Consider the following 25396-nt stretch of genomic DNA (forward strand, 5'->3'; position numbering starts at 1 on the left):
TCCCAGCCTAAGGCCGGGAAGGGAACGGCCCGAACGCGGCCGTGAACACGGGCGCCATCGGCTGCCAGGCAAACCACCATGCCCCGGCCACAACCACGGCGAAGAGGGCAATCCACACCGCGGCGGGGATAGAGGTGGCCCGGGCCAGCAGATAGGCGTCCGACGTCGGGAGCCTGTCCCGGTGCCGCAAATGGACGTTGGCCAGTTTGCCGAGGTCCCTGACGGCAGCGACCAGTAGCGCCAGGCCCAGCACGATCATCACGTGGCCGTTGAATACCGGCGGCACGAACAGCACCAGGAGCGCCGAGGCCAGTACGGCGGCGGCGGTGATGAGGAGACCCACGCCGTTGCGGAGGAACAGGAAGGATGCCAGGAGGATGAGCGTGCCCACCGACATCGCGGCCGGCCCCCAGCCGTTGAAACCGCACCAGACCATCGCCGCCCCGACGACGGCCGGCACGGGGTAGCCCCAGAACGTCGACCAGGCGGCGGAGAGGCGGCTCCTGCTGTACGTCGTGGTGGTGCCGGAGTGGTCCAGGCCCAGCCGGATGCCTCCGAGCCGCTGGCCGGTGGTAAGGGCGGCAAACGCGTGGCCGAGTTCGTGGGTCACGGTGGCGAGCAGGCCAAAGTAGCGCCAGGACAGGCGGGGCAGGGAGACGGCCACTGCCAGCAGGACCACCGCAACGAGCTCAATACTGCTCACATGCGGGCTGGGGGCGTGGGTGAATCCGGCAACGATCCGCTCCCACCATGTCAGGGCCAGGTTCGGTTCCCCCAGCAGGCCGGGCGGGGTCATGCCCTGCCCGAGGCATGCGCGATGCAGTACGCGGTCCAGGGCCTGGCCTCCAGCCGGTCCTCGGGAATCGGGGTGGCGCATACAGCGCAGATTCCGTAGGTGCCCTCGTCCATCCGCGCGAGAGCGGCATCGATCTGCAGCAGGGAAGCCCTGCTCTGTTCCAGGAGCGCGGAGGCCTGGGATAGTTCGAAGGCGATCGTTGTGCCCTCGGGGTCGTGTTCGTCGTCGACGTTGGAGTCGAGGCGGGCGGCATTGACCGAGGTGATGTCCCGGCGGAGGGCGGGCAGGAGGGCAAGCTTCCGGTCACGTTCCTCGCGCAGGAGGATCCGGAACCGTTCGACGTCAACCATAGGCTTCAAGGCTAGCGCGGCCGCTGCGGGGGCGCCTAAACGGGCCGAAGGAGCCGTCCGCGCCGGGAGCCGGCCAAGGACTCAACGAACTGGTAGATGATTCCCACATCCACGGAAAGAGCGCGGGCGGTGGGGGCAGCGTCTAGAGTGGGCGCATGGTGGACCAGACGCACCCCGAGACCCCCGCAAACCCCGAGGACCGTCCAAACCCCGATCATCCTGCAGACGCCGGCAACGCCGCGGCCCCCGGGAGTCCCGGGCAGACCGGGGACGCTGATACGGCCGACGCGCTCCTGCGCGAACTCGCCGCAGCCTATGGCGTCGACACCAGCTACTGGGGCTGGGACGGAGTGCAGCGTTCCGTGGCCGCCGGGACCCTGCAGGACGTGCTGGCGGCCCTCGGAGTCCCCGCCAACGGGCCCCAGGAACAGCAACGCTCCCTGGCCGAGTCCCGGCTGGCACCCTGGCGGCGCATCCTGCCCCCGGTCCTTGTAGTGAGGGAGGGACAGGAGTCCCACGTCGAGGTCCACGTCCCGCACGGAAGCGAGGTCCGCGTCTGGATCGACGCCGAGGACGGAAGCAGCTATGAGGCCGCCCAGCGGGAGAACTGGGACCAGCCGGTCGACGTCGACGGCGTTCTCACGGGACGTGCCACGTTCGCCATACCCGGCGGCCTCGGTCTCGGCTGGCACACCTTGAGAGCCGACGCCGCGGGCACGGCGGCGCAGTGTCCGCTGGTTGTTACGCCAGACCGGCTCCGCGCCTCGGCCCTGCTCAAGGAACGCCGCACCTGGGGACTGACGGCCCAGCTGTACTCCGTGCGGTCCTCCCGGTCCTGGGGGATTGGCGACTTCGCCGATCTCGGGGACCTCGCCGAGGTTGCGGGGGAGCAGGGGGCCGGGTTTGTGCTGGTCAATCCGCTGCATGCCGCCGAACCAGTGCCGCCGGTCGAGGACTCCCCGTACCTGCCCACCACGCGGCGCTTTTTCAACCCGCTCTACCTGCGGGTGGAGGAAATCCCGGAATACGGTTACCTGGACGCAGCCAGCCGGGCCGAGGTGGCACGCCTGGCCGAAGGCCTGCAGGCGGCCAACCGTTCCCGGGACCTCCTGGACCGCAACGCCAGCTACGCGGCAAAGCTCGCCGCCCTGGAACGCGTGTTTGCGGTCCGCCGCGGGCCGGCCCGCACCCGCCAGTTCGCCGACTTCTGCGCCGAGCAGGGGCAGGGGCTCGAGGACTTTGCGCTGTGGTCTGCGCTCGCCGAAGAGCTGCCGCCGTCGGCGCCGGAATGGGCCGGAGCGGCGGCATCCCCGGCGTCGCCCTACTGTGTCGAGCAGCGGCCGAGGCTGGCAGCCCGGATCGAATTCCACTGCTGGCTGCAGTGGCTCTGCGACCAGCAGCTCGAGGCGGCCCAGCGTTCGGCACGCCAGGCGGGGATGGGGATCGGCGTCGTCCATGACCTCGCCGTCGGGGTAAAACCCGGCGGCGCCGACGCCTGGACCCTCTCCGGCGTACTTGCCCGGGGCGTGAGCGTTGGTGCGCCTCCGGACATGTTCAACCAGCTGGGCCAGAACTGGTCGCAGCCGCCATGGCATCCGGGCTGGCTCGCCGAATCCGGCTATGCCGCCTACCGGGACATGCTCCGGACCGTGCTGCGGCACGCCGGCGGCATCCGGGTGGACCACATCCTCGGCCTGTTCCGGTTGTGGTGGATCCCCGAGGGCGGGGGGCCGGAGAGCGGCACGTATGTGCACTACGACCACGAGGCGCTCATCGGCATCCTTGCCCTCGAGGCGCAACGGGCCGGGGCGATCGTGATTGGCGAAGACCTGGGGGTGTTCGAGCCGTGGGTCCGCGGCTACCTGGCCGAGCGGGGGATATTCGGCACGTCGATCCTGTGGTTCGAACACGACGCCGATGGCCCGATTCCGCCGGAGCACTACCGCGAGCAGTGCCTGACCAGCGTCAACACCCACGATCTGCCCCCGACGGCGGGCTACCTCGCCGGTGAACACGTCACCTTGCGCGAATCGCTCGGGCTGTTGCGGCGGCCAGTGGCGGAAGAACGCGCCGAGGCCGCGGCCGAGCAGGAGGCCGTGCTGGCCCGGGTCCGGGCACGCGGCCTGCTGGCGGAAAACGGCACGGACGTCCGGACCACGGTGGAGGCGCTGTACGCCTACACGGCGCTGGCCCCGTCAGCGCTGCTGGGGGTGGCGCTGGTCGACGCCGTGGGGGAGACCCGGACCCAGAACCAGCCGGGCACCAGCACCGAATACCCGAACTGGCGCATTCCGCTGGCCGCTCCCGAGGGTGTGGTGCTGATAGACGACCTGCCGGACAACGAGCGGTTCCTGTCCCTGCTGGGCACCGTCCGCGGCGCGCTGCATCCCGGAGGGTGACCGGACACGGGGGAGCCGGACCGTGGACCGGGCGCGGGCAACTTCTTGACCTGAGCCTGGCCTGAGGCCGGGAATGCGAACAGCATTGGCCGCACCAATACCGGCCGCTAGCATGGACCGATGACGCGGATCGGCCGACTCTCCCTGGCCGGCGGATGGGCGCTGGCGATGCTGCTGGCGGGGTGCACGTCGGTGCAGCCCCTCCAGGCCGGCCCGCCTTCGCAGTCCCCATCTGCCGGGTCCCCACCGGCCGGGTCCCCACCGGCCGGGTCCCTGCCTGCCGGGCCGGCGGGGACCGAATCGCCGCCCACGTCCCCCGGCCAGGACACGCCCGCCGCGACCCCACCACCATCCCCGTATTTCGCGCAGCCGGCCCCGCACCCCGCTCCGGGCGGGCAGGCCAGCGGCGGAATCGCGCACATTGTGGTCATCGTCCAGGAGAACAAGGCGGCCTCGCAGATCATGGGCGCCAGCGAAGCGGGCTACTTCAACAAGCTTGCAGCGGAATTCTCCGTGGCCGCCAACTACCGGGCCATCACCCACCCGAGCCTGCCCAACTATCTCGCCCTCACGAGCGGAACCAGCGCGGGCATCACTAGCGACTGCAAGCCGGACTCGTGCACCGCCGATGTGCGCTCGATCGCCGATGAGATCACCCAATCCGGACGGACCTGGAAAATGTACGCCGAGGGCATGCCCGCGCCCTGCGCCGCGCATGACTCCCGCCGGTATGCGGTGAAGCATAATCCGTTCATGTATTACCCTGCCGTGACGGACGACGTGGCCTCCTGCTCGGACCATGTTGTTCCGTATGACCGGCTGGGGCAGGACCTGCAGTCGCCGTCGACCCTGCCGGACTACTCTTTCATCAGCCCGGACATGTGCAACGACACCCACGACTGCTCCATCGGTACCGGAGATGACTGGCTCGCCCGCGAAGTGCCCAGGATCCTGGGATCCCCGGCCTTCACGACGCAGAACTCCCTGCTGGTGCTCACGTGGGATGAAGGCAGCAAAGACGACAACCGGGTGGCTACGGTTTTTGCCGGCCCGGCAGCGCGGAAGCACTTCACATCCAATGCCGCCTACTCGCACTATTCCTTGCTGCACACCATCGAGGACGTGTGGGGGCTGAGCCCCCTGACCGATGATGTGCGCAATGCGCCGCTCATGGGTGAATTGCTGAACCACTAGCGGTCAGCCTATTCCCGGCCAATACACAGGAACCACTGCCCATAATGGACCCGAAGCTCCGGTCAACCGCTATTTGACCGGAGCTTCGCCACATCCGCCTGCACCGCCGGCGGTGTCCGCCCGGGTGAAGCTAGGGCTTGGCCTCGACGAGGAAGACCAGGGTCTCGGGCAGTACGCCGTCGTAGGCCATCGCCTCGCCCATTACGTCATTTTGCATCGCGGCCATGAGGGCATCCACGTCAGGGACATCCATCATCACTGCGACTTGCGTCGGGTTCTCGGGGTTGACGAACGTACGAATGTTGGTGATCCCCAGTGGGCCGAACACCTCTTCGCGCTTCGGCGAGGCAAGCCAATGATCCTTGTCCTTGACATCGTGGTGGCCGATTATGGTTGGCATGGCGGTCCTCTCGCAGGGGGCCAGCGGTCCGCCGGCCCACTGCTCCGAAAGTTACTCGCCGCCGCATGCCCGGGCAAGTCATTTTTCCAGCCTCATACCGCGCGTCTGTGTGCCTTACGGAGGGCCGCCGCCCTGAACTGGGCGGCCGCCCGCCCCCAGCGCCCGGTTCCCGTGACAATCTCCTCCGATAGGGGCCTTTGGGCACAAGCCCGGCGCGTGCGGGAGTTCCTAAAATGAAGCATGGCCGCCGACGCGATCGAGGTGGAACGCAAGTACAGCCCTTCGGAATCCGACGCCCTCCCGCCACTGGCATCAATCCCAGGGGTAGATCGCGCCGGGCAGCCCGTCAACGAATTGCTGGACGCCGTCTACTTTGATACCAAAGCACTGGCATTGGCCAGGCAACGGATCACCCTGTGCCGGCGGTCAGGCGGTCCGGATGCAGGATGGCATCTCAAACTGCCGGTCGCCGTGGGGGAGCGCCGGGCGATTCGGGAGCCGCTTGGCGGCGATCAGGATGCCGTGCCGGAAAATTTGCGGCAGCTGGTGCTCGTCCACACCCGCTGCCACGCGCTGATGCCGGTTGCACACATCCGGACCAGCCGGAGGGTCACGCGGTTGTACGCCGCCGACGGCGCAGTCCTTGCCAACTTCAGTGACGACCGTGTCGAGGCCCAATCCCTGCTAACCCGCGCGGGACCGTCGCGGTGGCGGGAATGGGAACTGGAACTCGCCGGCGGCCCCCGTCGGCTGCTGCAGGACGCCGACGCCCTGTGCGCCGCAGAGGGAGTCACCATCGCCACCCACCCGTCCAAGCTCGCCCGGGCGCTCGGACCGGACTATCCGGAGAATCCGGGCACGGTTCCGAAACCGAGCCCGAGCGGGCCGGCCTCGGACGTCATGCTCTCGTACGTATCCCAACAGATACGCGCCGTGAAGCTGCATGATCCTCGCGTCCGGGTCAATGCGCCCGATGCCGTGCATCAATTCCGGGTGGCCGCCCGCCGGTTGCGGTCGGCACTGGCAACCTTTCGAACGCTCACAGATACGACGTCGGCCAGGTTCCTTAGCGGCGAGCTCCAGTGGCTCGCCGGCAACGTGGGCCAGGCCAGGGACGCCGAGGTCATCCGTGCCCGGCTGACGCAAATGATCAGTGCCGAACCTGCGGAGCTGTTGATCGGGCCAGTCGCGCAGCAGATCCAGGAGCACCTCGGCACTGTCCAGCAACAGGGCCTTGCCGCCGGACTGGCGGCGCTGGACAGCGCCCGCTACTTCCGCCTCCTCGATGCCCTCGATGCCTTCCTTGCGGTACCTCCGCTGAGCAGCGGGGCAGGCAATGATGCGCCGGGGACGGTTGGCCGGCTCGTTTCCGCGGAACGAAAACGCCTCAAGGCGGCGGTCCGGTCCCTTGACGGCGGCACAGGCGGGACACCGCAGGATGCCGCATTGCATGAAGTTCGGAAGGCTGCCAAGCGGCTGCGCTATGCCGCAGAGGCGGCTACCCCCATTTTCGGCACTCAAGCAACGAACGTTGCCCGGGCCGCGGAGGGCATCCAGGAGATCCTCGGAGACTTCCAGGACAGCGTCGTCACCCGGGAATCCCTACTGGTGCTGGCGGGGCAGGCCGCGGATGCCCCCGGCAGCGGATTTACCTTCGGGCGCCTGCACGCCCTCGAGCAGCAGCGCGGCAACGAAGCCCGCTTGCGGTTCTACGATGCGTGGCAACAGTCCAGGCCGAAGCCCCTGCGCTGGGCCTAGCCGCCGCGTCCGAACGCCGGGAGAACCCCTATGATCGAACCCCGCAACGCAATGCCGGCCATCTGGTCGGACGGACTGGGCCGCGCCAGCATCCGCTCCGTGCAGGTCCTGGCCGTGTCCGCCCTCGCGTGGGCAATCATCTGGGCCGCCAGCCGCATCCCGCTCGTCATCATCCCCGTCCTCATCGCCGTTATCCTGGCCGCAGCGATCTCCCCGCTGGTCCGCTGGCTCACCGGGCACGGCTGGCCGCGCGCCCTCGCGGTGGTTGCCTCGTTCGTGGCCATTCTCGCCGTTTTCGGCAGCGTCATCGCCGGCATCGTCATTCTGGTCTCCAACCAGTGGGGCGAGCTCACGGCCCGGGCCGCTGCGGGGGTCGAGCAACTGCACTCATTCCTGAACCACGGACCTGTCCCTGTCAGCGACCAACAGATCACCGCCGTCATGGACTCGGTGCGGGAGTTCTTCACCTCGAGCACGTTCAGTGCAGAAGCCCTCACCGGTGCCCGCACGGCGGTGGAAATCTTCACCGGCGCGGTGCTGATGGCCGTCACCCTGTTCTTCTTCCTCAAGGACGGTCCCGAAATCCGGGCCTTTCTCATTGGCATGCTGCCGGCCGACCACCGCGCCAGGGCACGGCTGGCGGCGGATCGCAGTACCGTCGTCCTGGGCGGGTATGTCCGCGGCACGGCCATGGTGGCCGCGGTTGACGGTCTCGTCGTCGGGATCACCCTCGCCATTATGGGAGTGCCGCTGGCCCTGCCGCTGGGAGTGTTCATCTTCATCGGCGGATTCATCCCGATCGTCGGCGCTACCGTCGCAGGCACCCTCGCCATTGTCGTCGCGCTGGTCTCCAACGGGCTGGTCCAGGCGCTCATTGTTGTGGCCGTGGTCATCGGCGTGAACCAGCTCGAACACCACTTCCTGCAGCCGGTCCTGATGGGCAGGGTCCTCAGCATCCACGGCCTGGCGATACTGCTCGTCCTGGCGGCGGGCACCATACTGGCCGGCATTGTCGGCGCGCTGCTGGCCGTGCCGATCACCGCCGTCACGTGGACGGTCGTGAAGACATGGACCGGCAAGGACCCGCTGCCAGGACTTGAGCCGCCCGGGCCGGAGCTGCCCGGACCTGAGTTGCCCGGGCCGGAGCTGCCCGGACCGGAGCCGCGGTAGGCCCGCCGTTCCGGGCGCTGCCTGAAGCTGACCGCGGCAACGGGGACCCGGCACTACAATTGACCGGTTCCCAGGACTTGCTCCTGCCCGGCACACGCCCGGCCACCAACAGAAAGATCCGATGCAGACCACTTCTGACCACGCCGTCCCGGCGCAAGTTGACCTGAAGCAGGCCGACCGCCCGGACCACAAGCCCCTGGTCCGCTGGCTACTGGCCAACCAGGTCGCACCCGCCGGCCCCGAAGCCGAGGAAGATCACAAGCCCAACGCCTGGTGGAAAGTCATGTGCCTGACCGGCGTCGACTATTTCTCCACCCTGTCATACCTTCCCGGTATCGCCGCCCTGGCCGCCGGTGCCCTGTCGCCGCTGGCCACCCTGCTCATTGTGGCCCTGACCCTGCTGGGCATGCTCCCCATGTACCGCCGGGTCGCGCAGGAGAGCCCGCACGGGCAGGGCTCGGTTGCCATGCTGGAGAAGCTGCTCCCGTTCTGGCGCGGCAAGTTCTTCGTCCTGCTGCTGCTCGGGTTCGTTGCGACCTCGTGGATCATCACCATCACCCTCTCCGGAGCGGACGCGACGGTGCACCTGCTCGAAAACCCGATCGTGCCTGCGGGATTGAAAGGCAGTGCCGTGATCATCACGGTGATCCTGCTGCTGATCCTGGGTGGGGTGTTCCTGCTCGGCTTCAACGAGGCCGTGGGCGTCGCCATTCCGCTTGTGGCCGTCTACCTGCTCCTGAACGCCGCGGTCGTCGCCGCAGGATTCGCCCATGTTCTCTCCGAACCGTCCCTGATCGCCGGCTGGACCGACCGGCTGCTCGCCAGCGCCGGCGGCGGCCCCATGGACCTGATCGGGCCCGCCGTCATCGCCTTCCCCCTGCTGGTCCTGGGCCTGTCCGGGTTCGAGACAGGCGTCTCGATGATGCCGCTGATCAAGGCCACCGGCGACAGCCCCGAGCAGATCATGGCGTCCCGGGTCAGGAACACCCGCAAGCTGCTCACCACGGCGGCGGCCATCATGAGCGTCTACCTGATGTCCACCAGCTTCCTCACCACGGTCATGATCCCGGCCAAGGAGTTCGAGGAGGGCGGACAGGCCAACGGCCGCGCCCTGGCGTTCCTCGCCCACGACCTGTTCGGCGCCGGGTTCGGCACCGTTTACGACATTTCCAGCGCCCTGATCCTTTGGTTCGCCGGAGCCTCCGCCATGGCCGGACTCATCAACATCGTGCCCCGGTACCTGCCGGCCTACGGCATGGCGCCGGAATGGGGCCGGGCCGTCCGCCCGGTCGTAATCGTCTACACCGTGCTGAGCGTCGGCATCACCATCGCCTTCAACGCCGACGTCAACGCCCAGGCAGGTGCCTACGCCACCGGCATCCTGGCCATGATGGTATCCGGAGCCGTCGCCGTGACCGTCTCCGCGATCCGCCGGCACAGCCGCGCCGGAACCATCGGCTTCGGTGCGCTGACCCTGGTCCTGCTGTACGCGCTGGGCGCCAATGTCATCGAAAAGCCCGACGGCATCGCGATCTCGGCGTTCTTCATCGCCGGCATCATCGTCGTCTCGCTCATCTCCCGGGTCCAGCGCACCACCGAACTGCGGCTGGAAACCATCGAGTTCGACGAGGCAGCCCGGCAGTTCATCACCGATTCGATTGCCTTCGACGGGCAACTGAACGTCATCGCCAACAAGCGCCAAGCCGGTGACAAGGCTGAGTACGCGGACAAAGAGTACGAACAGCGTGGGCTGAACCCCGTCCCGGGCCCGGCGGATGTCATCTTCCTGGAAGTGGAAATCTCCGATCCTTCGGCGTTCAGCCACACGCTCCGGGTCGAAGGCGTCGAAGTGGACGGCTACCGGGTCCTGCGGGTGGAGTCCCCGGCCGTGCCGAACGCGATCGCGGCCGTCCTGCTGGCCATGCGCGACTCGACCGGGACGAAGCCCCAGTGCTACTTCGAGTGGTCCGAGGGCAACCCCGTCGGCCACCTCATGCGGTACCTGTTCCTGGGCGAGGGCGACACCGCGCCGCTGGTGCGCGAAATCCTCCGCGAGACCGAGCCCGACCAGGCACTCCGGCCCGCCATCCACGTGGGCTAGGCAGAGCGCACTCTAACCACAACGAACAGCCCCGCCGGGATTTGAGCAGTTCAGGTTCCGGCGGGCCTGTTCGCGCGTAGTCGGAGTCCGCGTCGTCGTCTTCGGTCAGCACGCAGGCCCGTCACGGGTGCGTCGGGTCCACCCCAGGGTCGACGGCGGTAAGCAGCCCGGGCCTCAGACGTTGGCTGATTTCCCCCAAGGGCCGATCTGGTCCAGGGTGTATCCGTCCGGGTATGCCACGACGTTCATCCTTCCCGGCACAAATATGGGCTCGGTCGGCAAGGGACGCAACCTGGCCTTGAGGGAGCGGAACCGCAGCACCGCGTTGAACGGTACGCGCAGCACTGCCGGGGCAGGTTTCAGGCCCAGGGCAACAGCGACCTGGGGTTTGTCCATCATCAGCGCCAGGATGGTCGGGGTGAATCGGCGAAGCAGGGCGGGGATACGGCTGGCGAAGGCCGCGACGGTCGCATTGAACAGCATCGAGCCCTCGGGGCTCGGGCCCATGTTCCGGTCCTCGTATTCGTCCAGGAACCGTTCCGCCTCCGCGAAGGTGGCCGGGATGCCCTCAAGCCCCATCTGCCGGCCCAGTTCGGCGTAGAAATCCGTGGCGGCCCGCTTCTCCAACTCCGTCAACCGGCGCCAGCCGTGACGTTCGGTCCAGCGCAGCGGCAGGACAAGCAAGGTCATGAGGACGTAGACGAAGTCGTCCGGGGTGCCGGACACCCCGTTGTGGACCCGGCGGAGCAGTTTGATCATGGCCTGGCTGCGTTCGTGCTCGAACCCGTTGGCGATGATCTCGTGGAGGACGATGCCGGTGTCGTAGGAGCGCTTCATCGGCCGGGATTTCATCTCTCCGGTCGCCGCCAGGGTCCTCGCTGTGGAGGGGATGGCGAAGTTGCGGTAATAGGCGACGAAGAAGCCCGAATGGATTTCAGTCTTGAAATCGAAGAGGACCATGTTCCGGTAGATCCCGTACATGTCCGTACCGCTCGGGCGTGTTCGGCGGGTCGGGTGCGTGAGGAGTTGCATGGCGGCTTTCTGTAGCTGTCGCAGGCTATGCCGGGGCGGGGGAGTTATGGAGCTTTGCTTCAACGGAGAGCAGGTAGCTGCGCTCCTCCGCGGTCAGGAACGTCGCCGAAGTGCCCGCAGCGAGTTCAGCGTCCCGGATTTCGACAACCATCCGGTGCAGCCTGTCCTGTACCGGTGCCTGGGGGTCGGCCTCAAGGGTCCGGTCAAGCGACGTGCTCTTCAGCGCCTTGGACCAGATGGCCTCGACGCGTGCGAGGGTTTCGGTGTTCCGGCGGTGCAGGTTTTTGCGGGCAGCCCTGCCGGCAACCGCCGGGATCGTGAGCCCGGCGCCGGCCAGGACGGTCGCAACCAGTTCCAGCTGATGGTACGGGAAGCCAGGCCTGACCAGTACGGCCAGGAATGTCAGGTGCCGGGCCAACAAGGACAGACACATCTCGGCCATCACCAGGAAGCCCATGATGCAGCCGGCGCCCAGCATGGAGAAACCGACGCGGAACGGGCGGCTCATCCGCGGGACGTAGCGGAAGCAGATCACGGCAATTTCCGCGCTCATCGAACAGATGAAGAGGGTGAGCATCAGCGAGAACAGGAGAGCCGGGAAACGGTCCTCGTAGATGCCCCAGGCGGTGGTCGTGACGGTGGGTCCTGTGAGGAGGAAGAACGCGGTCTGCAGGCTCAGCGTGAGCGTCAAAGGCAGTGTCCGTGTCCACCAGGTCCGGCGGCCGCCGGCTTCCGGGGCGATGGCGGCGTATGCGGCGAGGCGCAGATACCAGAGCGAGATAATCATCAGGGAGTTCAGGACCAGTTTGACCAGGTTCATGCCGCCGAGGGCCGTATCGACGGGGACGTAGACCATCGGGGACATGAGCAAAGAGCCCACGCCTCCGTACACGGCACAGGAGAACACCAGGTCGCTCCGGCTGCGAAGCAGGGCGGGAATGCGGGCCCCGGCCAACAGGAGCAGTGCCGCGGCCATGAGGAACTGCATCATCCGAAGACCGCCCCGAAGTTGCCCGGCTCCGCGTCCGGCTGCTGGTAGGAGCGGCGGATGCGGGAGGCAAGCCGGTCGGCAAGGAGTTCGGCCGTTACCTCGAGCTCGTCGGCGAAGTCGGTGCGTTTCAGGGCCGAGACGACGCGCTCCGGGTCGAGGTCCGGGAAGAAGACCTGGGCGTAGTCGTGCGAGAGGACTTCCTGCTCGTGGCGGAGCATCATGTGGGCGAACTCGTGCAGGACGATCTGCTGGCGGTGCACCTCTGACGCCGACTTGGCGTGGAGGATGAGGTCCAGGCCGTCCAGGCCGAACCACAGGCCACAGACCTTGTCGGTGGGGGTGCTGTCGATCGGCTTGATGACAATTGGACGCCCGCTCGCGGTCTCCAGGTGGCTCTGGATGGAACGCATGGAGACCGGCTCCTGCAGCCGCAGGCCTTCTTCCGCAGTCCGGGCCCGCGCTCGGGCGACGCTGTAGTCCATGGCGCTGATCCTTGGGATGGTCCGATAGGGGGCCGGAGTCCCTCCGACTCCAAGGAGGAGCGTATCAGCCCTGTTCAGAGGCCTTTCCGGAGCCCGGCGTGTCGGAAGAAGTGACGTTCGTCTCCGCCAGCTGCTCGTCGATGAGGTCCCGGATCTGAAGGAGCGTCTCGGGTGACAGGCCGCCGAGTTGCCGGGCAGCGAAATTGCGGACCTTGTTGGCCCGCATGCTGGCCAGGAGGTCGAGCTGGGCTTCGACTTTCCGGGGCAGTTCGTCCTGGTCGTGCAGCAGGTAGTCGCGGTTCACGCCGAAAAACTTTGCGAGGTTCTGCAGGAGCTCGGTCTTCTTCACCTCGGGCCCGGACCCGGTGCGCATGTAGTGCCAGCGGGCGCGGGAGATCGGGGTGCCGGCCGTCTTCATGGCGGCGCTGACGTCGTTGAAGGTGATCTTCTTCCCGGCGGCTTCCGAGGAATCAAGGAGAAGGTTCAGCTTCCTTGCGAGTGCCGCGCCCGGCCCGGAATCGACTGATGCGTCATTCATGACAGGGCTCCTTTGCTGCGGTCGAAGGGTGGATCCAGAAGACAATATCATCCGATTGGACATGTCCAATAACTTTGCATTACCCTCTGAAAACAGAATTGGACATGTCTATTTCTGCACCGGAGGGGTACCGGTCCACGCCTCCGGTACCCCTCCATCGTGGAGGCACGCAGCCCGAGGGCTGCCCGTCAGGGGAGCCGCGCTCCGGCTGACGCCACGACGGCCGCATTCCTGCAGGAGCTTTTGGGGGGCCGGCAGGGATGCGGTCTTTTGGTTGGCCCGGCCGCGCCGGCTCAACACCCTTGTACCGGCAAGCACACAGCGGCCCAGCGGGTCGTTAGTCCTTGGACTTCCGGCCTCGGGCCCGTCGAGCTGCCCAAACCACGAAGACGACGATGAACGCGACGGGCAACAGCACCAGCGGGTTCCAGCCTCCAACTGTCATTAGTCATCCCTCGATCCGCTTGCAAGTCTCTTGCGCAGACTCTACGCCGGCGGCCACGGGGCGAGAACGCTGCGCGGCCATCCTCTGGCGGGCACGTCCGGTGGGCTCCGGGCCGGGGCAGCGGGTATTGGTATTCAGCGGCAGCGGGGGCGAAGCTGCGGCCCGTCTGCGGGGAAGCAGAAAAAAACCCCTGGAATCCGTTGATTCCAGGGGTTTTCCCTTGTGCGCGGAGGGGGACTTGAACCCCCACCCCCTTTCGAGGACTAGCACCTCAAGCTAGCGCGTCTGCCATTCCGCCACCCGCGCAGGTGGTAATTCCGAGTTCGTTTCGCCTTTCAGCGTTTTGCTTTTCTCGGAAGCAGCGAGAAAGACTCTAGCACGACTTTTCCGGAAACAAATAATCGGGGTCCGCGGGGGTGGTGTGGGTAGGCTGAAGCAAGCAATTGAGCCACCCGCCACGAGGAGCCGCTATGACTGACAACCGGACCGCAACCAGGCCAGAGGATGAGGTCGTCAGGATCTGCCAGGAGCTGATCCGGATCGACACGTCCAACTACGGCGACGGCTCCGGCCCCGGTGAACGCGCGGCCGCTGAATACACCGCCGGGCTCATGGCCGAAGTCGGGCTGGACGCCGAAATCTTCGAAGCAGCCCCCGGCCGCGCCAGCGTGGTCACCCGGCTGGCGGGGGAGGACCCCTCCGCCAGCGCCCTGGTGGTCCACGGCCACCTGGACGTCGTCCCGGCCCTGCGCGAACAGTGGTCGGTTGACCCCTTCGGCGCCGAACTGAAGGACGGCCTGATCTGGGGACGCGGCGCCGTGGACATGAAGGACATGGACGCCATGATCCTGTCTGTGCTGCGCAACTTCGCCCGCACGGGACGCAAACCCAAGCGCGACCTCATTTTCGCGTTCTTCGCCGACGAGGAAGCCGGCGGCACCTACGGCGCCCGCTACGCCGTCGAGAAGCGGCCCGAACTCTTTGAGGGCGCCACGGAGGCGATCTCCGAAGTCGGCGGCTTCTCCGCCACCATCGGCGGCCAGCGCACCTATCTGCTCCAGACGGCGGAAAAGGGCCTCTCCTGGCTCCGCCTGGTGGCCCACGGCCGCGCGGGCCACGGCTCCCAGATCAACACCGACAACGCCGTGACCAGGCTTGCCGGCGCGGTATCCCGGATTGGTGCCTACAACTGGCCGATCGAGCTCACGCCGACCACGCGGCAGTTCCTCGACGGCGTCACCGAACTCACCGGGGTCGAATTCGATCCCGACGATCCGGAGAAGATCCTCAAGGAACTCGGCACGGTGGCCCGCTTTGTCGGCGCCACACTGCAGAACACCACCAACCCCACCCTGCTCAAAGGCGGCTACAAGCACAACGTCATTCCGGAATCGGCCGAGGCCCTCATCGACTGCCGGACCCTGCCCGGGCAGGAACAGCAGGTGCTGGAAATCGTGCGCGAACTCGCCGGCACCGGAGTGGACATCAGCTACGTGCACAACGATGTCTCGCTGGAGGTGCCGTTCGCCGGCAACCTCGTCGATTCGATGATCGACGCCCTGCATTCCGAGGATCCGGGCGCCAAGGTGCTGCCGTACACGCTCTCCGGCGGGACCGACAACAAGTCCCTGAGCCGGCTCGGCATCACCGGCTATGGCTTCGCCCCGTTGATGCTGCCGGACGAGCTCGACTTCACCGGCATGTTCCACGGCGTCGACGAACGGGTCCCGGCGGATTCCCTGAAATTCGGCGCACGGGTGCTGGACACCCTGCTCACCAACTACTGAGCGGACACCGCCTGCCATGACGCCCGAGGACATCCTGAGTGGTCCGCTGCTGGAACGGATCCGCGGCCGCGCTGCCGGCTACGACCGCGACAACGCCTTCTTCCACGAGGACCTCGCGGAGCTCACGGCGGCCGGCTACCTGAAAATTTTCGTCCCGGTGATCGACGGCGGACTCGGACTCGGGCTTGCGGAAGCGGCGCAGCTGCAACGCCGGCTGGCGACCGCGGCGCCGGCCACGGCGCTGGCCGTCAACATGCACCTGGTGTGGACCGGCGTCGCCCACGTCCTTGCCGCCCGCGGTGACTCCTCGCTGGATTTCATCCTCCACGAGGCGGCACAGGGTGAGGTCTTCGCCTTCGGCAATTCGGAGGCAGGCAACGATTCCGTGCTGTTCGATTCCCGCACGGAGGCCGTCCCGCTGCACGACGGCGGCTACAGCTTCACGGGCCGCAAGATCTTCACCAGCCTGTCACCGGCGTGGACCCGGCTGGGCATCTTCGGGAAGGACGCCAATGCCGCGGACGGCGCCGGGGAACTGGTCCACGGGTTCATCACCCGGGAAACCCCCGGCTACGAGATTTTGCCCGACTGGGACACGCTCGGCATGCGGGCCAGCCAGTCCAACACGACCCTCCTGGAGGGCGCCGTCGTCCCGGCCGAACGGATTTTCCGGAAACTGCCGGTGGGCCCGAACGCCGACCCCCTGATCTTCGCGATCTTCGCCTGCTTCGAGACCCTCCTCGCCGCTGTGTACACCGGAATCGGCGAACGGGCCCTCACGCTCGGGGTGGAAGCGGTGCAGCGCCGGACATCGTTCAAGAACGGCGGCCGCAGCTACGCCCAGGACCCGGACATCCGCTGGAAGGTGGCGGAGGCGGCAATGGCCATGGATGCGCTCTACCCGCAGCTGTCCTCCGTGGCGGCCGACGTCGACGCCCTCGCGGACCACGGCAGCCAATGGTTCCCCCGGCTCGTGGGGCTCAAGGTCCGGGCCACGGAGACGGCGCGCACCGTGGTGGACCTCGCCATCCGGGTATCCGGCGGCTCCAGCTACTTCCGCGGCTCGGAGCTGGAGCGGCTGTACCGGGACGTGCTCGCCGGCATGTTCCACCCATCAGATGACGAGTCGGCGCACAATACCGTGGCGAACGCCTGGCTGGGCCCGCTGGAGACACCCTAGAGGGCCCAGGACTCCCCGCGGCGTTCGCGGCTGCCGATCCCGGCCGATGCGCGGCCGGCATCCGTGTGCGGCCTAGACGGTGCGCTGGACCTGGATGACTTTCCGGCGCAGCCAGAAACGCCGCCCGCCGCCCACGTAGAGGCGGCTGCGTTCCAGTTCCCATTTGCCGTACTCGGAATGCTCCACGAGCCGGCGGCGGGCCTCGGGGAGCGAATCCTCAGGGCCGACCGTCAGAACGAGGTACTCGTACTGCTTGACATAGTCCCGTTCCCGCCGGACCGAGCTGCTCAGAAAATGTTCTTTCATTGCTCTCCATTTTCGTCTTTTTCCGACTAACGTGAAGTCATGAGCATCGATCCGCGTGTCGCGCTTCAGTCCCTGACCTCTGCACTGGAAGAACACCTGGCGGCGGCCTCCGCCCGCAGAAGTGACGGGGATCCCGCGGTCGAGGCGGCGTTCTTCGCCGTTGCCGATGCCTTTGAAGTCTACGACGACGCCCTGTATGAGGCGTATGGGGAAGTGACGCCGCTCGAAGTGATCGACGGCGACGAAGACGGCGACGAAGACGATGTCGACGACGAAGAGGACCTCGAGATCCTCGAGAATTCGGAGAACTAGGGCCACCTGCGGATCTCCGCGGCCTCAGCCAGGGTCGGACACGTCTTCGAGCGCCTGCGCGATCTCCGGCGGCAGCGGCGCGAGCGCCGAATCCAGGATCTCCTTGAGCTGAACCGGTGTCCGGGGGCCGACGACGGCGGTTGCCACCCCCTGTTGGGACAACAGCCAGCTCAGCGACACATCCAGGGCAGTCCGGCCGAGCCCCTTCGCCGCCATGGCGACGGCTTCCACCACGCTGGACGCCGGTCCCTCGAGATAGGGTTCCACGTACGTCGCCAACCGCTGGTTGGCGGCCCGGGAATCAGCCGGGATGTGGCCGCGGTATTTGCCGCTCAGGACGCCGCGTCCCATCGGAGCCCAGGCCATCAGGCCCAGCCCCGCGTCCTCGATGGCCGGAATGAGCTCCATCTCCGCGTTGCGCTGCAGGAGCGAGTATTCGGACTGGTTGGCCACGAGGGGGAAGCCCGCGATTGCGGCGGCCTTTGCCGTCTGCCAGCCGTTGAAATTGGAGACACCGGCGTAACGCGCCCGGCCGGACCGCACCGCGTGGTCCAGCGCTGACAGGGTTTCCTCCAGCGGAACATTCGGATCCCAGGCGTGCGCGAACCAGAGATCCACGTAATCGGTTCCCATCCGGGCCAGGCTCGCGTCCAGCCCGGAGAGCATGCCGTTGCGGGACGTGTCGACGCTGCGGCGACCGTCCGCCGTCGTCAGTCCGGCCTTCGTGGAGATCACCACTTCGGAGCGCGCCACGACGTCGCCCAGTATTCCGCCGAGCATCGCTTCGGCCTGCCCGTCGGCGTAGGACGCCGCCGTATCGATCAGGGTTCCGCCGGCATCGACGAAGGAGCGCACCAGGGCGGCGGCATCCTGTTCCTCGGTTTCCCTGGCCCAGGACATGGTGCCGAGGGATAGGGCGGACACGCGCAACCCACTGTTGCCGACATAACGCTGCTGCATGTCAGCTAGCTTACGGGGTCGGGCTGCTTCGTAACGTAGGGTCTATAAACGTGAACTGGATACAAGCGGCTCTGTTGGGCCTGGTACAGGGGCTGACCGAGTTCCTCCCGATTTCCTCGAGCGCCCATCTGCGGATTGTCGGCGCCTTCCTCCCGGAAGCGTCCGATCCCGGCGCCGCCTTCACGGCCATCACGCAGCTGGGCACCGAGACCGCGGTGATCGTCTATTTCTGGCGCGACATCCTGCGGATCATCCGTGCCTGGGCCGGTTCGCTGACCGGCAAAGTCTCCCGGCGGGACCCGGATGCGCGCATGGGCTGGCTGGTGATCCTGGGCAGCATCCCGATCATCGTCCTGGGCCTGCTGTTCCAGGACCAGATCGAATCGGTACTCCGCAGCCTGTGGGGCGTCGCGACCATGCTGATTATCTTCGGCATGGTCCTCGCGGTGGCCGACACCATCGGCCGGCAGGACCGTGAACTGACGCAGCTGACCTACAAACATGGGCTCTATTACGGACTGGCGCAGGCCCTGGCCCTTTTCCCCGGTGTGTCCCGCTCCGGCGGCACGATCAGCGCCGGGCTCCTGATGGGTTACACCCGTGAGGCGGCGGCCCGCTACTCCTTCCTGCTGGCAATCCCTGCCGTTTTCGGCAGCGGCCTGTACCAGCTGTACAAGGTGGTCTCCAAGGAAGGCATCACCGGCCCGTACGGTCTCCCGGAAACCGCCCTGGCCACCGTGATCGCCTTCATTGTGGGTTACGTCATCATCGGCTGGTTCCTGAAATACGTCTCCACCCGCGGCTACCGGCTCTTCGTCTGGTACCGGATCATCCTGGGAATGTCCCTGTTCCTGCTGCTCGGTTTCAATGTCATCAGTGCCTAGCACTAGGCTTGGTCTGTGAAATCTTGGACCTCCCGCCCTGTTGCCCAGCTCCCCGGCAGCATGCCCGCCCTGAGCCTCTTCGATACCGCCAAGGGCGGAATTGTGACCCTGGAGGCCACAGGTGAGCAGTCCATGTATGTCTGCGGCATCACCCCCTATGACGCCACGCACATGGGCCACGCGGCCAGCTATGTCGCCTTCGACCTCCTCAACCGCGCGTGGCGGGACGGCGGCCAGCACGTCGCCTACGTCCAGAACGTGACCGACGTCGACGATCCCCTCCTGGAGCGCGCCACGGCCACAGGCGTCGACTGGCGCGACCTCGCCGCGAGCCAAATCGAGCTCTTCCAGACCGACATGGAGGCCCTGAACGTCCTCGCCCCGGACCACTACATCGGTGCCGTCGAGGCCGTTCCCCTGATCGTTCCCGCCATCGAGCGCCTGCTGCGCAACGGACTCGCGTACCGCGTCCCCGGCACCGGCGGCGAGCCCGACGGCGACGTCTACTACGACGTCGAAGCCGCCGGGAAGCACTCGACGGACGACGTCGACGCCTGGACCCTGGGATCCATTTCCGGACTCTCCGACGCCGAAATGCTGGAACTCTTCGCCGAACGCGGCGGCGACCCTGGCCGGGCCGGGAAGCGCCAGGCGCTGGATCCGCTGCTCTGGCGGGTTGCCCGCGAGGGCGAGCCCAGCTGGCCCGGTGGCGAACTGGGGGAGGGCCGGCCCGGCTGGCACGTCGAATGCACCGTGATCGCCCAGGAGTACCTGCCCAAGCCGTTTACCGTTCAGGGCGGCGGCTCGGACCTTATTTTCCCGCACCACGAAATGGGCGCCGGCCACGCGTACTCGCTGGCGGGCGTGCCGCTGGCCCGCCACTTCGCGCACGCGGGCATGGTGGGCCTCGACGGGGAGAAGATGAGCAAGTCCAAGGGCAATCTTGTCCTGGTTTCCAGGCTCCGGGCTGACGGGGAAGAACCTGCCGCGATCCGCCTTGCGATCCTGGCCCACCACTACCGCACGGACTGGTCCTGGACCGCCGCCGGATTCGCCGAGGCCAAAGACCGGCTCCGCACCTGGCGCGAGGCCCTCGCCGCGGCGCCGGAAGGCTCCGCCGCGGCCCTGCTTGGCAGGCTGCGGACCGAACTGGCCAACGACCTGAACGCGCCCGGCGCACTCGCCGCCGTCGACGCCTGGGCCAAGGCCGCCCTGGCAGCCCCGGGGGAGGCCTCGGCCACGGACGCCGCGCTGGTGAGCGACGCCGTCAACGCCCTGCTCGGCGTCGAACTCTAACCGGTTTTCGGTCGGCCCGGAGGAAGATCCCAAAACCCAGCGGCCGTCTCCAAGGTGGCTGCGTCGGCCGGTCAGGACGAAGCGGCTTCGATGATCTTCTCGTCGCCCTCGTTCACGGCTTTGACGACGGCGTCGTAGTCACCACTGTCGACAGCCTTGCTGACCTTCTTGGTGGCCTTGCTGATCGCCTTGTCGACGCGGTCGAGGTAGAGGTCATCGACGATGGCAACGATCGCCGAGGAGCCCGGCGGCAGAAACTCCTCCGCGTTGACGCCGATGGACTTCTCCTCGTGCCGCTTCCTGATGGCACCCACACCGGCGCCGATCCCGGCACCGATCACGCCGGACAGCAGCAGTGGCGGAGCGAACAGTCCGACCACCAGCCCGCCGACTGCGCCGGCCTTGGTGCCCCCGGCGACCAGTCCGCCGCCGTGCTCCTTGACCTCGGTCTTGCCCGATGAGTCCCGCGACAGGACGACGGCAGCCGCGACGGCCGCGTCATCCATGCCCTTGATCGCCTTGAAATCCTCTGCCGCCGAGCCCTCGTCGGCGTACGACGACACGAACAAGATGTAGTTGTGATCTGTCATGGTGTGCCCTCCACTCGGTGTTGGCCGGCGTCGCGGCCAGGTCCAACTCTCGCCGCGACAGGCGGCCGCCGGCAGGGTCATAAGACTCTGGTCCGGGGTAGCCCCCCCTAAAGGGGAAAGTGCGCGGGAAGGTGGGAGGGGGAGGGGAACGCGGGACGCGGGCTAGGGCTTGTCCTTGCCCCGGCGCTTGAGGTAGCGCTCAAATTCGCGGGCTATCGATTCACCGCTGGCCTCCGGAAGGTCGGCGGTGTCCTTGGCCTCCTCCAGCTGGCGCACATACGCCGCAATTTCCGGATCCTCTGTAGCGAGCTCGTCCACGCCGCGTTCCCACGCGTCGGCCTCCTCCACGAGTTCGGTGGTGTCCAGCGGGACCTGGAGCAGCTCTTCGACCCGGTGAAGCAGGGCCAGCTGCGCCTTCGGCGACGGGGCCTGGGCTACATAGTGCGGCACGGCCGCCCAGAGCGACACGGTCGGGAGCCCGGCCAGCAGGGCCACCTCGCCGAGCACGCCCACAATCCCTACCGGGCCCTCGTACTGCGAGGCCTCCAGGTCCATCCGCTCACGCAGTGCGGCGTCGTCCGTGGAGGTGCTGACCGGAATGGGCCGGCTGTGCGGCACGTCAGCCAGCAGCGCACCGACCAGGATGACGTAGTCGACATGCAGCGCCTCGGCATGTACCAGCAGTTCGGCGGTGTAGGCACGCCACTTGTAGGACGGCTCGGTGCCCTGGACGAAGATGGCGTCCACATTCGAGTCGGGGACGCTGGCCTTGAAGATCCGCGTGGACGGCCACTTGATCTTCCTCTCACCGGCCGCTGTCCGCCGGATCGTGGGCCGGGTGAACTGGAAGTCGTAGTACTCGTCGGCGTCGATCGCCCCGACCTTCTTGCCGCCCCAGAGCTTGTTCAGGTAGCGCAGGGCATCGCTGGCGGCCTCTCCGGCGTCGTTCCAGCCTTCGAAGGCTGCGAGCATGACGGTGATGCGCCGGCCCTCGGGGACTGGCTGCAGCAGCCGCTCCGGCTCGGAGACGGCGCCTGGTTCGGTGGGGTCTGCCTCGAAGCTGTTCATGCCATCACCCTACGTCCAAGAACCCGCCGCGTGCAGGCAATCGCGCGCCAAGGAACCGCAATTTCCGCCCGAAATCCCAGGGTCAGGCGCGCGGAATTCGCCGTAGGCGTAGCGCGGGCGCCCGGCCGCGGGCTTCCCCGTAGACTGGAAGGCATGCGATCCTCAGCTTCCCGGCCCCTCCTTAAAGCAGCGCTCTGGGACATGGATGGCACCATTGTCGACACCGAGCCGTACTGGATCGCAGCCGAACACGCACTCGTCGAAGCCCACGGCGGACAATGGTCCCACGAACAGGCCATGCAGCTCGTGGGACAGTCCCTGATGTTTTCCGCGGGAATCCTGCAGGAAGCCGGCGTGGCCCTGGAACGGCGCGAGATCATCGACACCCTCACCGGCCACGTGATCAGCCAGGTCCGGAGCTCCATTCCCTGGCGGCCCGGGGCCCGCGAACTGCTCGACGAACTCTACAACGCCGGCGTCCGTTGCGCCCTGGTCACCATGTCCGAGGCCCCGCTGGCCCGGGAGATCGTTGCGAGCCTGCCCGAGCCCTACTTCGAGTTCCTCGTCACGGGAGACACTGTGACGCAGGGCAAGCCGCACCCGGAGGCTTACCTCACTGCCGTTGAGCTACTGCAGCAGCAGGATCCCGAGCTCGGCCTGCACCACTGCGTGGCTCTGGAAGATTCCGTGCCGGGTGTCGCCGCCGCCGTGGCCTCCGGCGTCGTCACGGTCGCCATCCCGCACATCCTGCCCCTCCCGCACGATCCCCGCCGCGCCACCTGGAACACCCTGGAGGGCAGGACAGTCGCTGACCTGGAGGAGCTCGTCGCCCTGCGGCACGCCTTCCCGGACGCTACCTTCGGCGCCGCCGCGGACCCAACCGGCCGCTTAGGCACGGTCTCGACCACACTCTCGAGCGCCCTCTCGACCGCGGGCCACGCCCGTGGCTGACACCGGCAGCCAGGGGCAACCCGGCAAGACTCCCGCGAACCGCCGGGAAGGGATCCCGCTGGGCCGGATAGCTGGCATTCCGGTATTTCTGGCGTATTCCTGGTTCATCATCGCGGCCTTCACGGTGATCGCCTACGGGCCGGTCCTGCAGAGCAACAATCCGCGCCTCGGCGTCACCGCTTTCTTCGTCGCCTTCGCCTACGCGCTGCTGCTCCTGATTTCCGTGCTGGCCCATGAACTCGCGCACGCGCTGACCGCGAAGCTGTTCCACTGGCCCACGGAGAAAATTGTCCTCAACCTCTGGGGCGGCCACACCCAGTTCCAGAGCTTCACGGCCTCACCCGGCCGCTCCGTCCTGGTGGCGATGGCCGGGCCGGCCGCGAACTTCGTCCTTGCCGGCGCAGGCTGGCTCCCGCTTGCGTACGGCAACCTGAACGGCGTGGCCGACATCCTGGCCAACATCTTCGTCTGGGCCAACCTGCTGATCGGCATCTTCAACGTCCTTCCCGGCCTTCCGCTGGACGGCGGCCGGCTGGTCGAATCCGCCGTGTGGAAAGCCACCGGCAGCCAGGAGAAGGGCACAATTGCGGCAGGCTGGGCGGGCCGGATCATCGTGATCGCCCTCGCCCTGTGGTTCATAGTCCTGCCGCTGGTCAGCGGCGCACGTCCGGATATTTCCTTCACCCTCATCACCGCCCTGGTGGGCAGCTTCCTGTGGATGGGGGCGTCGGCCGCGATCCAGCAGGCCCGCCTGCGGGGCCGGCTGCACCTCGTCGACGCCGCGGCCCTCGCCGAACCCGCCCTCGGCCTTCCGGAAACCGCGACGGTCGCGGACCTCCTGGACCGGGCGCCGGCAGGAAAGCCCGCCGTGGTGCTGTGCGACCGGGACGGCCGTCCCGTGGCCATCGTCGACGCCGGCGCCGCAGCCAGTGTGCCTGCCGGACTGGCTGCGGCGACCGCCCTGACCGCGGTCTCCTACCCCCTTGGCGCGGGCGCCTATGTCCCGGAATGGTCCAAGGGCCAGGAGCTCGTCCAGTACCTGGCCCAGCTCGAGGGCCAGGAGTACGCGGTGGTGAACCGCGAGGGCGCCGTCACCGGGCTGCTGCGCCAGTCCGCCGTCGTCCGGGCCATAACGGGCAAGTACCGGAACGAACGCCAGAACCAGGGGCAGAACCGGTAGAGTTACTGGGCGGTCGTGAATTTCCGGCCCCCACGCGCAAGGACCGGTGCCCGCCGGCATGTCCGCGGCCACACAGCTTTACAGGAGCGAGGAACATCTTCATGAGCAGCGACACCGCCGCAGGCACTAACACTGCCAACACCACCGCCGCCGCAGGCACCGACACTCCCACCGCCGAGGGCAGCACTGCCGCCAGCGCTAATGGTGCCACCGGCGCCGCGCGCCGCCGCGGACCCTTCCGCGAAGGCGAACGCGTCCAGCTCACGGACGAGCGCGGCCGCATGAACACGATCACCCTCGAAGTCGGCGGGGCCTTCCACACCCACAGGGGCTTCCTGAACCATGACGAGATCATCGGCAAGCCCGACGGCTCAGTGGTGGTCAACAACGTCGGACAGCAGTACCAGACGCTGCGTCCGCTGCTCTCGGACTTCGTGCTCTCGATGCCCCGCGGCGCGGCCGTCGTCTACCCCAAGGACGCCGGCCAGATCGTGACCATGGCGGACATCTTCCCGGGCGCACGCGTTGTCGAAGCCGGTGTCGGCTCGGGCGCCCTGTCCATCTCCCTGCTGCGCGCGGTGGGGGACAACGGCTACCTGCATTCCTTCGAACGCCGCCAGGAGTTCGCGGACATCGCCCGCGGCAACGTCGAGACCATCTTCGGCGGACCGCACCCGGCCTGGAAGATCTCCCTTGGCGACTTCCAGGAGGAAGTGGTGCGCACCGAGGAACCCGGCTCCGTGGACCGCGTGGTCCTGGACATGCTCGCGCCGTGGGAATGCCTCGACGCCGTCGCCACCGTCCTGGCCCCCGGCGGCGTGTGGATCAATTATGTCGCGACTGTGACGCAGCTTTCGCGGACAGCCGAAGCCATCCGCGCGGACGGACGCTTCACCGAACCCGACGCGTGGGAATCCATGGTCCGCGGCTGGCATCTCGAAGGCCTGGCCGTCCGCCCGGACCACCGCATGGTCGCCCACACGGGTTTCCTGCTGGTAACCCGCCGCCTCGCCGACGGCGTCACGGGCATTTCGGTAAAGCGCCGCCCCTCCAAGACCGACTTTAACGAAGAAGACGTCAACGCCTGGACCCCGGGCGCTGTGGGCGAGCGTGCGGTCTCGGACAAAAAGCTGCGCCGCGCCGCCCGCGACGCAATCGCCGGAACGAACGTCGTCGACGCCCCGGAGATAACGAACTAGGCAGCATATTTCGGATGTCTCCAGCGG

The 25396-nt window shown here is 67.4% G+C and carries 24 protein-coding genes and 1 tRNA gene; 13 read left to right on the forward strand and 12 right to left on the reverse strand.

The window, feature by feature from the left end:
* Positions 1-7: 7 nt before the first annotated feature.
* Complete coding sequence (locus tag AC1DKN_RS06365) at positions 8-796, reverse strand: M50 family metallopeptidase (protein ID WP_476850935.1); 789 nt, start codon at positions 794-796, stop codon at positions 8-10.
* Positions 793-1146, reverse strand: a complete 354-nt coding sequence (locus tag AC1DKN_RS06370; protein WP_476850934.1) for a TraR/DksA family transcriptional regulator — start codon at positions 1144-1146, stop codon at positions 793-795. Before AC1DKN_RS06370 ends, AC1DKN_RS06365 begins: the two co-directional genes overlap by 4 nt.
* Positions 1147-1301: 155 nt before the next feature.
* On the opposite strand from AC1DKN_RS06370, the gene malQ reads away from it, so the two are divergent.
* Both malQ and AC1DKN_RS06380 read left to right on the forward strand, forming a co-directional pair.
* The gene (gene malQ / locus AC1DKN_RS06375; protein ID WP_476870785.1) at positions 1302-3545 is read left to right on the forward strand and encodes a 4-alpha-glucanotransferase; all 2244 of its coding nucleotides are present in this window, start codon (positions 1302-1304) and stop codon (positions 3543-3545) included.
* 120 nt (positions 3546-3665) lie between these two features.
* On the forward strand, positions 3666-4739 hold the full coding sequence (locus AC1DKN_RS06380) for an alkaline phosphatase family protein (RefSeq protein ID WP_476870786.1): 1074 nt from the start codon (positions 3666-3668) through the stop codon (positions 4737-4739).
* 130 nt (positions 4740-4869) lie between these two features.
* On the opposite strand, the gene AC1DKN_RS06385 is transcribed toward AC1DKN_RS06380, so the two are convergent.
* Positions 4870-5139 (reverse strand): hypothetical protein, encoded by a 270-nt coding sequence (locus tag AC1DKN_RS06385; protein ID WP_230011455.1) that lies wholly within the window; start codon positions 5137-5139, stop codon positions 4870-4872.
* A gap of 240 nt (positions 5140-5379) precedes the next feature.
* On the opposite strand from AC1DKN_RS06385, the gene AC1DKN_RS06390 reads away from it, so the two are divergent.
* The 3 genes from AC1DKN_RS06390 to AC1DKN_RS06400 all read left to right on the forward strand — a co-directional run bounded on the left by AC1DKN_RS06390 (position 5380) and on the right by AC1DKN_RS06400 (position 10168).
* Positions 5380-6897 (forward strand): CYTH and CHAD domain-containing protein, encoded by a 1518-nt coding sequence (locus AC1DKN_RS06390; RefSeq protein WP_476870787.1) that lies wholly within the window; start codon positions 5380-5382, stop codon positions 6895-6897.
* Between the two features lie 30 nt (positions 6898-6927).
* Complete coding sequence (locus AC1DKN_RS06395; RefSeq protein WP_476870788.1) at positions 6928-8067, forward strand: AI-2E family transporter; 1140 nt, start codon at positions 6928-6930, stop codon at positions 8065-8067.
* Positions 8068-8188: 121 nt separating this feature from the next.
* Complete coding sequence (locus AC1DKN_RS06400; RefSeq protein WP_476855886.1) at positions 8189-10168, forward strand: APC family permease; 1980 nt, start codon at positions 8189-8191, stop codon at positions 10166-10168.
* A gap of 174 nt (positions 10169-10342) precedes the next feature.
* On the opposite strand, the gene AC1DKN_RS06405 is transcribed toward AC1DKN_RS06400, so the two are convergent.
* The 5 genes from AC1DKN_RS06405 to AC1DKN_RS06425 all read right to left on the reverse strand — a co-directional run bounded on the left by AC1DKN_RS06405 (position 10343) and on the right by AC1DKN_RS06425 (position 13962).
* The gene (locus tag AC1DKN_RS06405) at positions 10343-11200 is read right to left on the reverse strand and encodes an oxygenase MpaB family protein (protein ID WP_476855885.1); all 858 of its coding nucleotides are present in this window, start codon (positions 11198-11200) and stop codon (positions 10343-10345) included.
* Positions 11201-11225: 25 nt separating this feature from the next.
* On the reverse strand, positions 11226-12191 hold the full coding sequence (locus AC1DKN_RS06410) for a hypothetical protein (RefSeq protein WP_476870789.1): 966 nt from the start codon (positions 12189-12191) through the stop codon (positions 11226-11228).
* Entirely contained in the window at positions 12188-12673 is a 486-nt protein-coding gene (locus AC1DKN_RS06415) for a hypothetical protein (RefSeq protein WP_476870790.1), read from the reverse strand. Before AC1DKN_RS06415 ends, AC1DKN_RS06410 begins: the two co-directional genes overlap by 4 nt.
* A gap of 64 nt (positions 12674-12737) precedes the next feature.
* On the reverse strand, positions 12738-13211 hold the full coding sequence (locus AC1DKN_RS06420) for a hypothetical protein (protein WP_476870791.1): 474 nt from the start codon (positions 13209-13211) through the stop codon (positions 12738-12740).
* A 668-nt stretch (positions 13212-13879) separates the two neighbouring features.
* A tRNA-Leu gene (locus AC1DKN_RS06425) sits at positions 13880-13962 on the reverse strand.
* Positions 13963-14126: 164 nt separating this feature from the next.
* On the opposite strand from AC1DKN_RS06425, the gene AC1DKN_RS06430 reads away from it, so the two are divergent.
* Together AC1DKN_RS06430 and AC1DKN_RS06435 are read left to right on the forward strand one after the other, a co-directional pair.
* On the forward strand, positions 14127-15443 hold the full coding sequence (locus AC1DKN_RS06430; RefSeq protein WP_476870792.1) for a M20/M25/M40 family metallo-hydrolase: 1317 nt from the start codon (positions 14127-14129) through the stop codon (positions 15441-15443).
* 16 nt (positions 15444-15459) lie between these two features.
* Positions 15460-16623 carry an acyl-CoA dehydrogenase family protein gene (locus tag AC1DKN_RS06435; protein WP_476870793.1) on the forward strand — a complete coding sequence of 388 codons (1164 nt, stop codon included), beginning with the start codon at positions 15460-15462 and terminating at the stop codon, positions 16621-16623.
* 72 nt (positions 16624-16695) lie between these two features.
* Here the strand turns inward: AC1DKN_RS06435 and AC1DKN_RS06440 are convergent, their stop codons facing one another.
* Positions 16696-16929, reverse strand: a complete 234-nt coding sequence (locus tag AC1DKN_RS06440; protein WP_018772920.1) for a DUF5703 family protein — start codon at positions 16927-16929, stop codon at positions 16696-16698.
* A gap of 39 nt (positions 16930-16968) precedes the next feature.
* On the opposite strand from AC1DKN_RS06440, the gene AC1DKN_RS06445 reads away from it, so the two are divergent.
* Positions 16969-17241, forward strand: a complete 273-nt coding sequence (locus AC1DKN_RS06445; RefSeq protein ID WP_223916379.1) for a hypothetical protein — start codon at positions 16969-16971, stop codon at positions 17239-17241.
* Positions 17242-17265: 24 nt separating this feature from the next.
* On the opposite strand, the gene AC1DKN_RS06450 is transcribed toward AC1DKN_RS06445, so the two are convergent.
* Positions 17266-18201 (reverse strand): aldo/keto reductase, encoded by a 936-nt coding sequence (locus tag AC1DKN_RS06450; protein ID WP_476850921.1) that lies wholly within the window; start codon positions 18199-18201, stop codon positions 17266-17268.
* 50 nt (positions 18202-18251) lie between these two features.
* On the opposite strand from AC1DKN_RS06450, the gene AC1DKN_RS06455 reads away from it, so the two are divergent.
* A complete protein-coding gene (locus AC1DKN_RS06455; protein ID WP_476855881.1) occupies positions 18252-19085 on the forward strand; it encodes an undecaprenyl-diphosphate phosphatase in 834 nt (277 codons plus the stop codon).
* A 15-nt stretch (positions 19086-19100) separates the two neighbouring features.
* Positions 19101-20381 carry a cysteine--1-D-myo-inosityl 2-amino-2-deoxy-alpha-D-glucopyranoside ligase gene (gene mshC, locus AC1DKN_RS06460; protein WP_476870794.1) on the forward strand — a complete coding sequence of 427 codons (1281 nt, stop codon included), beginning with the start codon at positions 19101-19103 and terminating at the stop codon, positions 20379-20381.
* Positions 20382-20452: 71 nt separating this feature from the next.
* Here the strand turns inward: mshC and AC1DKN_RS06465 are convergent, their stop codons facing one another.
* Both AC1DKN_RS06465 and AC1DKN_RS06470 read right to left on the reverse strand, forming a co-directional pair.
* Positions 20453-20971, reverse strand: coding sequence for a DUF1269 domain-containing protein (locus tag AC1DKN_RS06465; protein WP_476850919.1), 519 nt, complete (start codon positions 20969-20971; stop codon positions 20453-20455).
* Between the two features lie 162 nt (positions 20972-21133).
* Positions 21134-22039: a PAC2 family protein gene (locus AC1DKN_RS06470; protein WP_476850918.1), complete on the reverse strand. Its 906-nt coding sequence runs from the start codon at positions 22037-22039 to the stop codon at positions 21134-21136.
* A 153-nt stretch (positions 22040-22192) separates the two neighbouring features.
* On the opposite strand from AC1DKN_RS06470, the gene AC1DKN_RS06475 reads away from it, so the two are divergent.
* From AC1DKN_RS06475 to AC1DKN_RS06485, 3 genes are all read left to right on the forward strand, one after another.
* Positions 22193-22990, forward strand: coding sequence for an HAD family hydrolase (locus tag AC1DKN_RS06475; RefSeq protein WP_476870795.1), 798 nt, complete (start codon positions 22193-22195; stop codon positions 22988-22990).
* A complete protein-coding gene (locus tag AC1DKN_RS06480) occupies positions 22983-24170 on the forward strand; it encodes a site-2 protease family protein (RefSeq protein ID WP_223916369.1) in 1188 nt (395 codons plus the stop codon). The genes AC1DKN_RS06475 and AC1DKN_RS06480 overlap by 8 nt, the downstream gene beginning before the upstream one ends.
* 101 nt (positions 24171-24271) lie before the next feature.
* Positions 24272-25369 (forward strand): tRNA (adenine-N1)-methyltransferase, encoded by a 1098-nt coding sequence (locus tag AC1DKN_RS06485; protein WP_476855878.1) that lies wholly within the window; start codon positions 24272-24274, stop codon positions 25367-25369.
* Positions 25370-25396 lie beyond the last annotated feature (27 nt).

Source organism: Arthrobacter sp. 01N444, from assembly GCF_056399305.1.

Coding starts and splice junctions, on each gene's coding strand:
- AC1DKN_RS06475 (WP_476870795.1), top strand. CDS start 22,193: ATGCGATCCTCAGCTTCCCGGCCCCTCCTTAAAGCAGCGCTCTGGGAC.
- AC1DKN_RS06400 (WP_476855886.1), top strand. CDS start 8,189: ATGCAGACCACTTCTGACCACGCCGTCCCGGCGCAAGTTGACCTGAAG.
- AC1DKN_RS06470 (WP_476850918.1), bottom strand. CDS start 22,039: ATGAACAGCTTCGAGGCAGACCCCACCGAACCAGGCGCCGTCTCCGAG.
- AC1DKN_RS06415 (WP_476870790.1), bottom strand. CDS start 12,673: ATGGACTACAGCGTCGCCCGAGCGCGGGCCCGGACTGCGGAAGAAGGC.
- AC1DKN_RS06440 (WP_018772920.1), bottom strand. CDS start 16,929: ATGAAAGAACATTTTCTGAGCAGCTCGGTCCGGCGGGAACGGGACTAT.
- AC1DKN_RS06365 (WP_476850935.1), bottom strand. CDS start 796: ATGACCCCGCCCGGCCTGCTGGGGGAACCGAACCTGGCCCTGACATGG.
- AC1DKN_RS06385 (WP_230011455.1), bottom strand. CDS start 5,139: ATGCCAACCATAATCGGCCACCACGATGTCAAGGACAAGGATCATTGG.
- AC1DKN_RS06430 (WP_476870792.1), top strand. CDS start 14,127: ATGACTGACAACCGGACCGCAACCAGGCCAGAGGATGAGGTCGTCAGG.
- AC1DKN_RS06465 (WP_476850919.1), bottom strand. CDS start 20,971: ATGACAGATCACAACTACATCTTGTTCGTGTCGTCGTACGCCGACGAG.
- AC1DKN_RS06380 (WP_476870786.1), top strand. CDS start 3,666: ATGACGCGGATCGGCCGACTCTCCCTGGCCGGCGGATGGGCGCTGGCG.
- malQ (WP_476870785.1), top strand. CDS start 1,302: ATGGTGGACCAGACGCACCCCGAGACCCCCGCAAACCCCGAGGACCGT.
- AC1DKN_RS06485 (WP_476855878.1), top strand. CDS start 24,272: ATGAGCAGCGACACCGCCGCAGGCACTAACACTGCCAACACCACCGCC.
- AC1DKN_RS06420 (WP_476870791.1), bottom strand. CDS start 13,211: ATGAATGACGCATCAGTCGATTCCGGGCCGGGCGCGGCACTCGCAAGG.
- AC1DKN_RS06390 (WP_476870787.1), top strand. CDS start 5,380: ATGGCCGCCGACGCGATCGAGGTGGAACGCAAGTACAGCCCTTCGGAA.
- AC1DKN_RS06450 (WP_476850921.1), bottom strand. CDS start 18,201: ATGCAGCAGCGTTATGTCGGCAACAGTGGGTTGCGCGTGTCCGCCCTA.
- AC1DKN_RS06370 (WP_476850934.1), bottom strand. CDS start 1,146: ATGGTTGACGTCGAACGGTTCCGGATCCTCCTGCGCGAGGAACGTGAC.
- AC1DKN_RS06435 (WP_476870793.1), top strand. CDS start 15,460: ATGACGCCCGAGGACATCCTGAGTGGTCCGCTGCTGGAACGGATCCGC.
- AC1DKN_RS06405 (WP_476855885.1), bottom strand. CDS start 11,200: ATGCAACTCCTCACGCACCCGACCCGCCGAACACGCCCGAGCGGTACG.
- AC1DKN_RS06395 (WP_476870788.1), top strand. CDS start 6,928: ATGATCGAACCCCGCAACGCAATGCCGGCCATCTGGTCGGACGGACTG.
- AC1DKN_RS06410 (WP_476870789.1), bottom strand. CDS start 12,191: ATGATGCAGTTCCTCATGGCCGCGGCACTGCTCCTGTTGGCCGGGGCC.
- AC1DKN_RS06445 (WP_223916379.1), top strand. CDS start 16,969: ATGAGCATCGATCCGCGTGTCGCGCTTCAGTCCCTGACCTCTGCACTG.